Origin of the sequence: Paraburkholderia sp. 35.1 (assembly GCF_050436525.1) — a bacterium.
Taxonomy (GTDB): Bacteria; Pseudomonadota; Gammaproteobacteria; order Burkholderiales; family Burkholderiaceae; genus Paraburkholderia; species Paraburkholderia tuberum.
This window is the reverse complement of record NZ_JBNDMJ010000003.1, coordinates 2,569,296-2,581,961: the sequence shown is the minus strand read 5'-3', so window position 1 is coordinate 2,581,961 and position 12,666 is coordinate 2,569,296. Positions and strand designations below refer to the sequence as shown.

Below are 12,666 nucleotides of genomic sequence, written 5' to 3'. Positions count from 1 at the left end.
CGCTCGGGCTTGAACCCGCCCCGTGCGGAACGTCTGCCGTTCGGCATTTTCTCTAAGAAAACAATAATTTACCGACGTGTTGCGTTGAGATTCGGCCCTTCGTGAAGGAAGAGGCGAGCCATGACGAGGCAGCGACTTCGGAGCGGAGCGCCCGCTCGAAACGTCAAACCCAGGGAAATCCCCCATAAGCGCGGGCCGTTACGATAGTCAGCCTTCAGGCAAGTCGAGGGGGCTCATGAATGTGCTTGGCGGCTGAGGCACCAGTCGGTCCAAGTATATCTGGACCGTTGCAGCGGCCGTTGATAGCGGGATTGTGAAATTGATAGCAGCTGCAAGGACGATACTTGCAGAACCGTAACGCTATAACTGAGTGCGAAAGATTTGAGATCTTTCCACTCTGAAGATCAGCGACAAATATGTCCAACTGACCAGTCGATAATTGCGCTCCTCCAGATAGCGAAATATGGCGGAAGCTATTACTTCCCTTATCGAAGTCAGCGTAGACTCCACAATAATGATTTTTGGTTTATACCTGCTGATATCAATCGATCGCAAGACTTCGTAATCGTGACCTTCCACGTCGATGGAAAGCAGATCGATTTCCTGATCGGCGTACGGGGTGTGCTCGAGAACGTCGTTCAATATGGTGGTTTCAACGGTCCGGACGGAGATAGGCTTCTGGACTTTGGCCGCAGCCACTGAAAAATTATAGACTTCCTTGAGCTGTTTCTCGTTCGAGACGGCCGCACATACATTGACATCACCGGACCGCGCAAGAGAAAACGTTTCAATTTTCACCGGATCCATGTCTATGTTGATGCCGCGCCAACCACTACTCGACGGTTAGCCGAACATTAAGCGAAAGTCATAATAATGTGTATTTTTGGCCGAAACCGTCGAGTGATGCAAAAAGCTTCCGGTTCCAGTCGGTTCGCGTGTCGTCGACTACAGCCGCGCGAGATTCAGCCCGGCGAAGCCTTCTGCATCAGGCCACGATCCGCCAGTTTCGGTCGCCCGACAGCGCGCTCGTTTCACTTCACTTCTGCGCAGGCCGGTGCAACGCATTACCCGCCATCCACTTGAGCCGTTCGCAATTGACCTTGATGCGCGCCGCGAATTCCTTCGGATCTCGCTCGCGCAGTGCGTTCATCTGGCTATTGGTGATGTCGGCGCGGTGCCAGCCCGTGTCCCAGTGCTGATCGAAATCGGTCGCACCGGTCAGGACCTTTCGGAGCCGCTCCTTATAGGCGTCGATCCGCTCGGGCGACACGTCGCAAAACGCCCGCGCGAAGCTTGCGCGCTCGCCCGCCGTCTCCGCGCTCATGTTGGCGTCGCTCGCGCCGCTCGCGAGCGGCGCGGCGAGCGACAGCACCGACAGACAGAACGCTGCGCAAAGCGGCCGATAGCGATACGATAGGTTTTTCATCTTCGACTCCTGACGATCCTTCGTGGCGACCAGGGATTGTCCCGATCTTCAACGCCGCCTCGCCGATTGTGTCCTGATTGCACTGCACGATGGCGTTTTCGCGCGCTATCCGATGCATCGCGTGGCCAAACCGCGGTGCTACGCTCATTAAAGCGGCATTCGCGACGTGCCCGTTCCGGGGAGCGGTGGCGCAAGCACCGCAACGCCACGGCCTATCGGCAGGCCGCGACAGAAGCACGAGCGCCAGGCATGAGAACGAGCTCGAACACGACGCGCAACGAGCACAGAACGAAAGCACGACACGAAATCAAACACAAAAAGGCGAGACATCGCTGCGGGAGTGACTGCGATGGCATTTAGAACATATACCGTACTGACGCTGTTGGTGACGAGCACTGCCGCGTTCGCGTGGCGGCCTGTCACCTATCCGATCCGAAGTCAGAGCCCTTACGAGCGCAGCATCGACAACGCGATGTGCTACGCCGAGGCGAACCGCGTGACCGGGGTCAACATGGCCCACGAGTCGCAGATTCCGCCGCGTCAGCCGCCCGCGGCCAAAGGTGCGTCGACCGGCGTACCGTCGAAACCGCCGCTTCCACCTAGTTCCTTCTCAGCCACGCCGCTGCCGTGGAGCGCGAGCGCGCCCGAAGCCGCGAGCGCGCCGTTGGCTGGCGCGCAAGCGCCTGGCGGTGCATCGTCGGCGAAACCGGTGAACGAAGCCGCGGCCGGCGCCAGCGCGCCAGGCGCGCCAGCCACCGAGGCGGCGAATGCACCGCCGAACGCATCGGCAGCGGCAACGGGCCCCAGTGCGAACGCGGCACCCGGCGCGTCGGATGGTGCGGCCGCTTCGCTGGCGTCGAACGTCAAGCTGCCGCCGCTGCCCGCGCCCGAGCCGCCGATGACCCGCTATTGGGCCGCCTACGGCGCGTGCATGCAGGCGCGCGGTTACGTCGTCCAGTAGTCCGGCCGACGCCGCTTGCGGGCGTCGTTGCATACATTCTTTTTGATGGCGCCGCCCTTCGGCGCCAGTGGAGCGACACGGCCATGCCGCGCGACACGACCTCCGACCAGCCATTTTTCCATCACTGCGCATACTGCGGCGTGCCGCTGTCGGGCCGCTTTTCGCCGTGTCCCGCATGCCATGCGCTGCCGATCGATTCGTTCGATACGGACGACAAGCCCGGCGAGCGCTCCGCGCGATCCCGGGCGCTGAGCGCATCGCGCACGCAACTCGAACCGCTGCCAGCGGCCGCGAGCTTGCCCGCGGACCGTTCGTCGCGACGCTCCGCACAAACGAAGATGAGCCCCTACGATCTGATCGACGAAGCGACGTTCGAGCCGGGCGGGCGTCGACGGCGGCATCCGCTCGCGCTTGCCGCAGCCGCGCTCGCGACGCTCGGCGTCGTGTACGTCGGCTTCGTTCTATTCAACGACGACGATGCGAGCGTCGACACGCCGGTCACGGTCTTCGGCACGGTGCGCCCGGACAACCCTGGCCAAGCCCCTGCACAGAACGTTGCGCAGAATGCGGCGCCGTCGGTTGCCGCGGCGCCGAAGCCGGCGTCGATCGTCGCCCAACGGCCGCGTCCCGTTGTCGTCGCGCGGCAGCAACCGGCGAACGTGCACGCGGCCCCCGTCGCGCCACCGGCACCGCCCATCGTGGCGACCGCACCGACCGTCGCGCCATCGTCACCGCCGGTCGTTGCGACCGCGCCTGCCGTAGCGCGATCGAGCCCGCCCATCGTGGCGACCGCGCCGACCGTTGCGCCATCGTCACCGCCCGTCGTTGCGACCGCGCCTGCCGTAGCGCGATCGAGCCCGCCCATCGTGGCGACCGCACCGACCGTTGCGCCATCGTCACCGCCGGTCGTTGCGACCGCGCCTGCCGTAGCGCGATCGGCTCCACCCGTCGTGGCGACCGCGCCCGTCCCAGCGCGACCGTCAACGCCCGTCGTTGTGACCACGCCGACCGCAGCGCGACCGTCAACGCCCGTTGTCACGACCGCGCGCGCCGTAGCGTCAACGAAGACATCGAGCGCGGCCATCTCCGCGCCCACGCCGCGTGGCGCGGCGCTCGCGTCGACCAGCACCAACAGCAACACCGACACGATGGCCGCCCCGCTCACGCAAGCCGACAAACAGCGCGCCGACGCCGAGCGCAATCTGAAAGCCGCGCACGGCTATCTGCGACGAGGCAATCTGGCGGCGACCAGAGCACGCCTCGCCGCCGTAATCACCGCGCAGGCCGACAATCGCGACGCGCGCAGCATGCGCGCCCAGGTGAGCACGCTAGAGCAGCAACGCGACGCGTTGCTGAGCCTCGCGCGCGGCTGCAGCAACGTGGGACAGTGGGAGTGCGCGTCGCACAACGCCAACGAAGCGTTGCGGATCGATTCGAGCAGCAAGGCCGCGCAACGGCTCGTGGCGCTCGCGTCGCACGAGTCGGCGTGGCAAACCATGCAGCCGACGGCGGAAGAGTCGCGCGCATTGCGCGATCTGCTGCGTCACCACTAAGGATTGCGAGGTATCTCGCGGGACGGCGGCACGGGCGTGCAGTCGACCACGCCCGCCCGCGCGGCGCCCCGAAAGACGCGCGCGCAGGCAGCAGTGTCAGCCGGCGATGCTGTCGTAGCCGTAATAGCCGCCCTGATACCCTGAGCCGAGAAACGCCGCTTCCTGCGGCACGTCGGTGAGCAGCACGCCGCGCAGACCGACGCCACCGTTACGCAGGCGTTTGGTGGTTTCGATGATCTCATGCAGCGGTTGACGCCCATGCCGCACGACGAGCAGCGTCGTCGCCGCGTATTTGCCGATCAGCGTCGAGTCGGTCACGGCGAGCACCGGCGGCGTGTCGATGATCACGACGTCGTATTGCGGCTTCAACACCTCGAGCATCGCTTCGAAGCGTTTGCTCATCAGCAGTTCGGCCGGGTGCGAGGGCAGCGTGCCTTTCGCGAGCACGTCGAGGTTGGGCAGCACGTCGCGCTGGATCATCGCGTTGAGATCGCCGCCGCACAGCACGTCGGACAGTCCCGGCCGATGGCTGACGCCGAAATGCGAATGCACGTCGCCGCGTCGCATGTCGCCGTCGATGATCAGCACGCGCTTGTTCGCCGACGCGACCAGCGTCGCCAGATTCACCGACAGGAACGACTTGCCCGCATCGGGCCGCGAGCCGGTGATCATCACGACGTTGTTGGCCGCATGATCGAGCGACAGCTGCAGCGAGGTGCGCAGATTGCGCACCCCTTCCACCGCGATATCTTCGGGCGCCTGTTGCGCCAGCACATGCTGCCCGCGCTGGCGCAGCGACACCTTTTCCTGCAGGCGCAATTGCGTCTGGCTGCGCGGCACCACCGCGAATACCGGCACGCCGAGCATCCCCTCGAGTTCGTCCGGGCGCTCCACGCCGCCGCGCATCGCGCGCCGCAAGAAGACCAGCAGCAAGCCGAGCGCGAGGCCGCCGCCGAGCGAGATCAGGATCACCAGCATGCGCTTCGGCCACACCGGATCGTCGGGCGTTTCGGCGAAGTCCACCACGCGCACGCCGCTCACCTGCCCCGCCTGCGCGACCCGCAGTCGCTGCACGCTGTTGAGCAGGTTCATGTACAGATCGGTGTTCACGTGCACGTCGCGCTGCAGACGCAGCGCGGTCTGCTCGGTGTCGGGCATCGTCGAGACGCTGTGGTTCATCGTGCTCTGCGCGCCCTGCAACGCGGCAATCTGCGCATCGAGCGCGGCGACCATCGGATGATTCGGCGTAAAACGCTGCAACAGCTCCGCGCGCTGCTGCTGCAGATCGAGCAGCTTCGTCTTGTTGTCGACGATCTGCTGCAGCAGCAGCTTGCTTTCTTCACCGAGATCGACGGCGCCATGTGTATTGCGGAACTTGCCGTAGCGCTCTTCCGCGTCGTCGAGCGCCTTGCGCGCGTCGGGCAGTTGCTGTTCGAGATACGCGAGCGTGTGGTCGGATTCGGTCGAACGGCTCGCGAGATCCTGCCGCACGAACTGGCGCGCCACGTTGTTGACGATCGCCGCGGTCAGCGCCGGATCGGCGCCTTCGAGACTCACGCGGATCACGCCGGAGTCCTCCGCCGTTTCCTGCACGACCATCGTCTTCGCCAGACGCTCTACCGTGCCGAGCGTCGACGCGCGCGTCAGCTCGAAACGCGAGCCGGGCGCGCCGACCAGTGAGTCGACGTGCAGCGTGACCGGGCCGACCGCGGTATCGGTTTGCACGGTCTCGCCGACGTGCCCCGACAGGATCGCGCTGCCGTGAGGATCGCGCAGCATGAAGGTGTTGCCGGCGCCCGCGACTAGCGTGAAGGTCTCGCCATACAAGTCCTTCGACGTGTCGAAGCGCGACACCGCGATGCTCTCGTTACCCCACGCGAACCCGCGCAGGTTGACGAACGACGGCAGCCGGAACCACCAGTGCCCGTTCACGAGTCCGGCGATCCTGCTGCCGATCACCGGCAGATAACGCGGCTTCGCCGTAATGTCGAGGTGCAGCGCGCGGACCGCCTCCTCGGTGACGAGACGCGACTTCAAAAGCTCGATCTGCGCCGCGGTCGACGGCTTCGAATCGTACGCGCCGGGAAGCGGCGCCGCCGCGTCCCGGCCGTTCGCATTGACGTTGACCGCGTTCGCCGTCCTGTCCTGGACGTGAAACAGCACGTCCGAACGATAGACCGGCGGCGTGAGGAACGCGTACGCGCAACCGAGCGCGAGCGCGATCAGCGCCACGGTGAGGATCGTGCGCCAACCGCGCACGATCGTGCGCACGTAGTCCGACAGATGCAACTGCCCCGGTTCATACACGCCGGCGTAACGGTTTTCGTAATTGATTGCCATGTTTTCACCCAACAAGGCCTGCCGGTTCAGATATCGCGTCACGCAAGCGTCACTTCGACACGACGACTCCCGTCACCGCCGCGTTGATCGCGGGCAACAGCAGGTTCAACACACGGTTGAAGCGGACCAGACCGCCCTGACCGACGTACACGATGTCCTTCGGCTGCAGCTCGAACTGGTTCGCGAGCAGCATCGCCACCGGCGAGGTCGCATCGAGGTGATAGATCTGCGGCGAGTCGCTGGTCGAATTGCGGATCACGAACAGCTGCTGCCCCGAAGCCGTATTCGAGTCGAAGCTGCCGCCGTCGGAGATCGCCTGCGACAGCGTCAGCGAGCCGTTGCGCAACGGCAGCACCGTGGCCGGCTTGTTGACTTCGCCCATCACGTAGACGCCGCTGTCTTCGCGCCCGTTCACGCGCACGGTATCGCCCGGCTGCAGATAGATATCCGACGGATTGAGGCCGCGCTTGATGAGCTCGTCGATGTTCAGCCTATAGGTCTTGCCGTCGCGGATCAGATCGACCCGGCTGCGATCCGCGGTCGCGTTGAAGCCGCCGCTCAGGCCGATCGCGTTCGTCAGCGACAGCGGAATGTCGTTGATCGATTGCGTGCCCGGTGTGCGCACTTCGCCATCGATATACACCGTCGCGTTACGGAACGACGCGACGCGCACCGTCACCTCGGGCTTCTGATAGACCTTGCTCAGCCGCGAATACAGCTCGCGCTGGATCGTCGCGACGTCCTTGCCGGCGACATGCAGGTTGCCCGCGTACGGAAACTGGATGTCGCCGTGCTCGTCGATCAGGAAGCCCGGCATTGCATCGGAAGGGCGCGAGGTCGTCGGCGGCTGTCCCAGCGCGGCCGCGAGTTCCGGGTGATCCCACACGACGATCTGCAGCACGTCGCCGGGGCCGACCCTGTACATGGCCGGCTTGCCGAACAGACCCGTCGTCGTCGGCGGCAACACCGAGGCAGTCTGGTCGGCATTCATCTTCTTCACCAGTTCCAGATTGATATCGGTGATCGGAATCTGCTTCTGCTGCGAGCCTTCGGTACTGAATTCGCCACCCGTCTCCTGAATCGCGGCCGGCGTGACCATCCGTTGTCCCGGTACGACCTGACATCCGGAAAGCAATGCTGCGCTTGCGAAAACCACAAGACTTCCTGTGCGAAAACCAAGTGAGCTCATGATCTTTACTCCTTCGCCCCGAGGCGTTGTTATCGACTTTCTAGTAAGCGTTTCGATGCACCAGTCCGGCGACAATCGTCGCGCCGATGATCCGCATGTCGAGTGCGAACGACCAGTGACCCAGGTAGTACAGGTCATGTTCGACGCGACGCTCCATCTTCTCGATGCGGTCGGTTTCGCCACGGAAGCCGTTGATTTGCGCCCAGCCCGTGATTCCCGGTTTGATCCGGTAGCGATTAATATAGCCCGCGACCACCTTCTGATAGAGGTCGTCGTGCTCGAGCGCATGGGGACGCGGTCCTACGACCGACATGTCGCCACGCAACACGTTGAAAAATTGCGGCAACTCGTCGAGGCTCGTGCGGCGCAGAAACGCGCCCACTTTCGTCACGCGCTTGTCGTTGCGCGTCGCCTGGCTCAAGGTGCCCTTCGCTTCGGTATGCACGCGCATCGAGCGGAACTTGTAGATCGTGAACACTCGGCCGTCCGCGCCCTTGCGCTTCTGTTTGAACAGCACCGGTCCGCGCGAGGACAGCTTGACCGCGATCGCAATGCCAAGCAGCAGCGGCGCGAGGGCAATGATCGCGGCCGCGGCGAACAGCCGGTCGAAGACTTCCTTTTTCAGCATCGCGTTGGCCGACAGCGGCGAGGCGACCAGATTGATCGCCGGCACGCCGAGCAGATCGACCACGCCACTGCCTTCGAACAGCGCATGGCTGCGCACGTCCGGCATGAAGCGGATATTCACGAGGTCGTCGCGGAACTCGTCGATCAGCGCGCAGATCAGCGGCTCCTCGGACAGCGACAGCATCAGCCATAGCTCGTGCACGTCGTTGGTGCGGATGTAGTCGGCCAGCAGATCGACGCGATCGAACACCGGCACGCGCGGATTCGTCACGCCGGAGTCGTCCGGGCGCGTGTTGTAGACGGCGGTCGCGCGAAAGCCCGCGGTCGGCGCCGACTCGATGCGGCGCAGGAGCGCATCGCACTGCGAACCGCTGCCGACGATCGCCACCTGATGCAGGTTCATACCCGCGCCGCGCGCCCGCGCGAGCACCGCGTGCGCGATCACCCGATTCGCGATCAGCAGGCCACCCGTCGCCGCGGTCCAGTACGAGAACCACAGCCGCGACACGATATCGATGCGATGCAACGAGTACATCAGCACGAGCGCGCAGGCCTGCACGATCAGCCACGCGAGCGACACCTGACCGGCGAGCCCGAGCTTCGAGCGGCCGCGCCATGATTCGTAGAGGCCGAACGCGGGGAAGATCGCGAGCGCGAACGCAGCCGAAAACATCACCAGCGCCCAGTAGAAACCCGACTGGCCGAGATAATCAAAGCGGATCCGCGACGCCACGGTCGCACCCGCCAATACCAGAGCGACATCGAAAATCCGCGCGAGCAGATCCTGAAACTTGCGCATTTTACTTACCTCGTTCTGCCGTTCCTGTATGCAAAAAGGGGCGTGCATGGGCTGCCTACGGGCAGCGGCCGTAGTTGTCGTCAAACCTCACGATGTCGTCTTCGCCGAGATAGGTACCCGACTGGATTTCGATGATTTCGAGCGGCACCCTGCCGGGGTTTTCGAGCCGGTGACGCGTGCCGAGCGGAATGTAGGTCGATTCGTTTTCGCTGAGCAGGAACTGCTCTTCGCCGCGCGTGACGAGCGCGGTGCCGCGCACGACCACCCAATGCTCAGCGCGATGATGATGGAGTTGCAGCGACAGCTTTGCGCCGGGCGTCACGACGATGCGCTTGACCTGGAAGCGCTCGCCGCGATCGATCGAGTCGTAGAAGCCCCACGGGCGCCGCACCTTGCGATGCGCGTCGGCCTCCGGCGCATGCTGCGCCTTGATGCGCGACACGAGCCCCTTGACGTCCTGCACATGCGAGCGATCCACCACGAGCACCGCGTCCGCGGTCTCGACCACGACGACGTTCGCGGTGCCGACGCACGCGACGAGCCGCCCTTCCGAATGCGCATAGCAGGACACCGCGCCTTCGAACGCCACGCGGCCGCGCCCGGCGTTGCCGTTCGGGTCCTTCTCCATCGCGGCCCATACCGCGTCCCATGAGCCGAGGTCGGACCAGCCGGCTTCGAGCGGGACCACGACGCCGGGGGGAATGACCGCGGCTCGACTTTGAGCTTGCATATCGTTCTGTGCCGCGCCTTGCGCTTCGACGTTGCTCGCGCTGTCGTCTTGCGCCGGCGCCGGTTCGGTCAAACGCTCCATCACCGCGTAGTCGATCGAATCGGCGGGCACGTCGAGGAACGCGTCGTGCGATGGCCGGAATACGTCGCCGTCCTGCTTGCCGCTCGCGAACGCGGTTGCGCACGGCGCATGCATGTCGGGCCGCAGCGCCGCGAGCGTATCGAGCCACACGCGCGCACGCACGATAAAGATGCCGCTATTCCACCAGTAGGTGCCGGCCGCCAGGTATTGCCTCGCGATTTCCTCGGCGGGCTTCTCGACGAAACCGTCGATCGTGTGGCCGCCAGCGGCCAATGCCGCGCCGATCCGGATATAGCCGAAGCCGGTGTCGGGACGCGTCGGCGGCACACCGAGCGTCGCAATCGCGCCCTCGCTCGCGTGGTGCGCCGCGCACGCTAGCGCGCGCTGCAGGGCAGGCACGTCCGCGATCGCGTGGTCGGCCGGCATCACGATCAGGATCGCGTCGTCGCCGGCCGCGCACGCGAGCGATGCCGCGAGCGTCAGCGCGGGCGCCGTGTCGCGGCGCGCGGGCTCGACGATCAGACGCGCGTCGACGCCGTTTTCATGCAACTGTTCGGCGATCACGAAGCGATGCTCCTCGCCGCACACGACGATCGGCGAGGCGTCGACGCTCCAGCCCGCCGGGAAGCTCTCGAGGCGCCGCGCGGTCGCCTGCAGCAGCGAGTCGGAGCCGACCACGTCGATCAGCTGCTTCGGAAAGTTTTCGCGCGACACCGGCCAAAGCCGCGTGCCCGAGCCGCCCGCGAGAATGACCGGGACGATGTGCGCGCAGCGCGCGCCAGCAACCCCGGCGCTTGCGCCGTTCGGCTCGACGGATCGGGCGCTCACACCTGCCTGCGTCAACATATCGGCAATCCTTTTCGATCTGCAAGGTACGACGAACAACGGACCCGTCCCCGCCTGTCACGCGCGGTTACCGGGCTGGCTCCGTCGGTGCTACGCGCCTGCCATGCGGCGGCTTTGAATCCTGAACTCGGTCGGCGAAATCCTCATCCGCTTGCGAAACACTTTCGCGAGCCGGTCGCCGTTGCCCATCCCGGTGCGCCGGGCGATCTTGTCGACCGGCAATTCCGATTCGGTCAACAGGCTGCACGTCACCGCGAGGCGCTCGTGCAACAGGAAACTCGACGGCGTGATACCCATTTCCATCTTGAAGCGGCGCAGAAAGTTGCGCTCGCTCATCGCCGCGAACTGCGCGGCATCCGCAATCGAAATCGCCTGCTGGCAGTTTTCCTGCAGCCAGCGCGCCGCCGCGCGAACCTTGTCGCCGGGACTCATGCCGCCGTCCTCGCCGAGCAGCGGCGCGAGGTTCGTGCACGAGTCGGACAGCAGCCGCTCGGCAGCCGAGCGCGCGGTCGCGTTGCCCAGATCGCGCTTGATCATCGCGAGCGCGCTGCGCATCGATTCCAGCCGGTCGTTAAGGTCGACGACGCCCTGCTCCGCCGAGCCCGCGCCATTTCTGGCCAAGGCCGGCTGGCGCGGGTCGCTCCCGTCCTTGTCCTCGGGCAGGGCCGCCGCGTCGAGCACCGCGCGCCCTTCGGCGATCGGCCGGATCATCGCGGTGTTGCGACGCACGCGCCGCAGCCAACCAAGCAGACGCTCATCGCGCGCCGCCGACGCCGCGCCCTTGCCGCCCGCCACATAGAGCGCGTCGAAGCCGCCGTAATGGCGCGCGTCGAGTCCGTCGGTCCAGACGCGCAAACCCGACGACGAAGTCACCATGCCGCCGCCGGCGGACAAGAACGATACGTCGTACAGCCACGCGCCCGAACCGGAAGTGGCGAGTTCGTTGGCAGCCTGGAACACCTCGGCGATCACGCCCGCCCCTTGCAGCGAGCAGTCGTTGAACAACAGAATCGCGACACGACGCACGCCCTTGTTCGGAGCATGCACCCAGCGCAGCATTGCAGACTCGAGACTCGCGCAGGTCATAGTCATCCTCTCGACAGAAAACGATCTACTACACCTTTTACGATCACGCACGATGCGAACTCCGCGCAATGCATCATAGCGACGGCCTCCGGCGCTCTGCCGTCATGTCCGAAAGTGCAGACATATTGGCACTATGAATACGTGATCGGCCAGTGCAATTCGGCACAATACCGAAACGACCGTCTTTTCACTGGATTAATCGTCTAACCGCATATGGTTGAATATGCACTCGCAAATCTTAATGCAATTTAAAAAATGAATGCGTACGCCAGCGCACACTGCGCGGCTACTCGAAAAGCGGCGTGTCCCGCCTTATGTACCCACCGAAGCGGCATTTTAAAAGATATTTTTTGCCGGAATGGGCTATCGATGAGTGAAACACCCCCGGCCCTACCCAGCGGGTCCGGCTGCATCGACAACTTCCCCTGACGATCCGCGCAAGCGCCGCGCAACCGACCCTTCGGCCGTCCAATGCAAGCACTCAACGCGCCAGAACAGATTATTTAATCTATTTTTATTGATGGCGGGAATATTAACGTGGCGATTAACGTTTCAAACCTGAAACACGGGTATCGGACGACTTTAGCGTCCCCGCAATAGATGGGCCAATGGCGGAATAAGTCGGGTGCGAGCGGGTGCATTTCCGCCAATCGATTGCGGAAATGGACTACGAGGTTTCCGCAAAGGGGGTTGGGGACAGCGAACGAAGTCCGCCATCCCTATGCAACGACTGTGACACCCGTCGAGAACGCGCCGCGTAATGGCACGACGCTACGATAGTTCGGCGTCGCCTGACAGGTTTACGGCGGGCAAGCGCACATAAAAGTGGTTCTGAACGGGTTACGATGCCCCCGACAAACGCGCTGGAACCGCATACATGGACGGCATTTCATGGATCACGCTGATACTTGCCACGATGATCGGCGGGTTCCTGTTCGCAATGATCGGCGTGGTGCTGCTCGCGCTGCTGCTCGGCAACGTATCGGACCGGCTGTCGAGCAACGACGAGACTCGCCAGGACTCATAGG

Annotated in this window: 10 protein-coding genes; 3 read left to right on the top strand and 7 right to left on the bottom strand. The window is 64.3% G+C overall.

All coding sequences use genetic code 11. The annotated features are described in order from the left end of the window. Positions 1-360: 360 nt before the first annotated feature. Both OKW27_RS32040 and OKW27_RS32035 read right to left on the bottom strand, forming a co-directional pair. Entirely contained in the window at positions 361-807 is a 447-nt protein-coding gene (locus OKW27_RS32040) for an FkbM family methyltransferase (protein WP_429335832.1), read from the bottom strand. Positions 808-1,036: 229 nt separating this feature from the next. Next, positions 1,037-1,426 carry a hypothetical protein gene (locus OKW27_RS32035; RefSeq protein ID WP_090803262.1) on the bottom strand — a complete coding sequence of 130 codons (390 nt, stop codon included), beginning with the start codon at positions 1,424-1,426 and terminating at the stop codon, positions 1,037-1,039. 349 nt (positions 1,427-1,775) lie between these two features. Between OKW27_RS32035 and OKW27_RS32030 the strand changes: the two genes are divergently transcribed. Both OKW27_RS32030 and OKW27_RS32025 read left to right on the top strand, forming a co-directional pair. Beyond that, the gene (locus OKW27_RS32030; RefSeq protein WP_429335831.1) at positions 1,776-2,387 is read left to right on the top strand and encodes a hypothetical protein; all 612 of its coding nucleotides are present in this window, start codon (positions 1,776-1,778) and stop codon (positions 2,385-2,387) included. An 83-nt stretch (positions 2,388-2,470) separates the two neighbouring features. Next, a complete protein-coding gene (locus OKW27_RS32025; protein ID WP_429335830.1) occupies positions 2,471-3,940 on the top strand; it encodes a hypothetical protein in 1,470 nt (489 codons plus the stop codon). Between the two features lie 96 nt (positions 3,941-4,036). On the opposite strand, the gene OKW27_RS32020 is transcribed toward OKW27_RS32025, so the two are convergent. The 5 genes from OKW27_RS32020 to OKW27_RS32000 all read right to left on the bottom strand — a co-directional run bounded on the left by OKW27_RS32020 (position 4,037) and on the right by OKW27_RS32000 (position 11,638). Continuing rightward, the gene (locus OKW27_RS32020) at positions 4,037-6,280 is read right to left on the bottom strand and encodes a polysaccharide biosynthesis tyrosine autokinase (protein WP_429335829.1); all 2,244 of its coding nucleotides are present in this window, start codon (positions 6,278-6,280) and stop codon (positions 4,037-4,039) included. Between the two features lie 49 nt (positions 6,281-6,329). Then, positions 6,330-7,469: a polysaccharide biosynthesis/export family protein gene (locus OKW27_RS32015; RefSeq protein WP_167368626.1), complete on the bottom strand. Its 1,140-nt coding sequence runs from the start codon at positions 7,467-7,469 to the stop codon at positions 6,330-6,332. A 40-nt stretch (positions 7,470-7,509) separates the two neighbouring features. Continuing rightward, the gene (locus tag OKW27_RS32010; protein WP_090803256.1) at positions 7,510-8,895 is read right to left on the bottom strand and encodes an undecaprenyl-phosphate glucose phosphotransferase; all 1,386 of its coding nucleotides are present in this window, start codon (positions 8,893-8,895) and stop codon (positions 7,510-7,512) included. A gap of 55 nt (positions 8,896-8,950) precedes the next feature. Next, positions 8,951-10,552 carry a sugar phosphate nucleotidyltransferase gene (locus tag OKW27_RS32005; RefSeq protein WP_429335828.1) on the bottom strand — a complete coding sequence of 534 codons (1,602 nt, stop codon included), beginning with the start codon at positions 10,550-10,552 and terminating at the stop codon, positions 8,951-8,953. A gap of 90 nt (positions 10,553-10,642) precedes the next feature. Continuing rightward, positions 10,643-11,638, bottom strand: a complete 996-nt coding sequence (locus OKW27_RS32000; RefSeq protein ID WP_429336612.1) for a helix-turn-helix domain-containing protein — start codon at positions 11,636-11,638, stop codon at positions 10,643-10,645. A gap of 877 nt (positions 11,639-12,515) precedes the next feature. Between OKW27_RS32000 and OKW27_RS31995 the strand changes: the two genes are divergently transcribed. Further along, positions 12,516-12,665, top strand: a complete 150-nt coding sequence (locus OKW27_RS31995) for a hypothetical protein (protein WP_167368625.1) — start codon at positions 12,516-12,518, stop codon at positions 12,663-12,665. Position 12,666 lies beyond the last annotated feature (1 nt).

Coding starts and splice junctions, on each gene's coding strand:
- OKW27_RS32040 (WP_429335832.1), bottom strand. CDS start 807: ATGGATCCGGTGAAAATTGAAACGTTTTCTCTTGCGCGGTCCGGTGAT.
- OKW27_RS32035 (WP_090803262.1), bottom strand. CDS start 1,426: ATGAAAAACCTATCGTATCGCTATCGGCCGCTTTGCGCAGCGTTCTGT.
- OKW27_RS32030 (WP_429335831.1), top strand. CDS start 1,776: ATGGCATTTAGAACATATACCGTACTGACGCTGTTGGTGACGAGCACT.
- OKW27_RS32025 (WP_429335830.1), top strand. CDS start 2,471: ATGCCGCGCGACACGACCTCCGACCAGCCATTTTTCCATCACTGCGCA.
- OKW27_RS32020 (WP_429335829.1), bottom strand. CDS start 6,280: ATGGCAATCAATTACGAAAACCGTTACGCCGGCGTGTATGAACCGGGG.
- OKW27_RS32015 (WP_167368626.1), bottom strand. CDS start 7,469: ATGAGCTCACTTGGTTTTCGCACAGGAAGTCTTGTGGTTTTCGCAAGC.
- OKW27_RS32010 (WP_090803256.1), bottom strand. CDS start 8,895: ATGCGCAAGTTTCAGGATCTGCTCGCGCGGATTTTCGATGTCGCTCTG.
- OKW27_RS32005 (WP_429335828.1), bottom strand. CDS start 10,552: ATGTTGACGCAGGCAGGTGTGAGCGCCCGATCCGTCGAGCCGAACGGC.
- OKW27_RS32000 (WP_429336612.1), bottom strand. CDS start 11,638: ATGACCTGCGCGAGTCTCGAGTCTGCAATGCTGCGCTGGGTGCATGCT.
- OKW27_RS31995 (WP_167368625.1), top strand. CDS start 12,516: ATGGACGGCATTTCATGGATCACGCTGATACTTGCCACGATGATCGGC.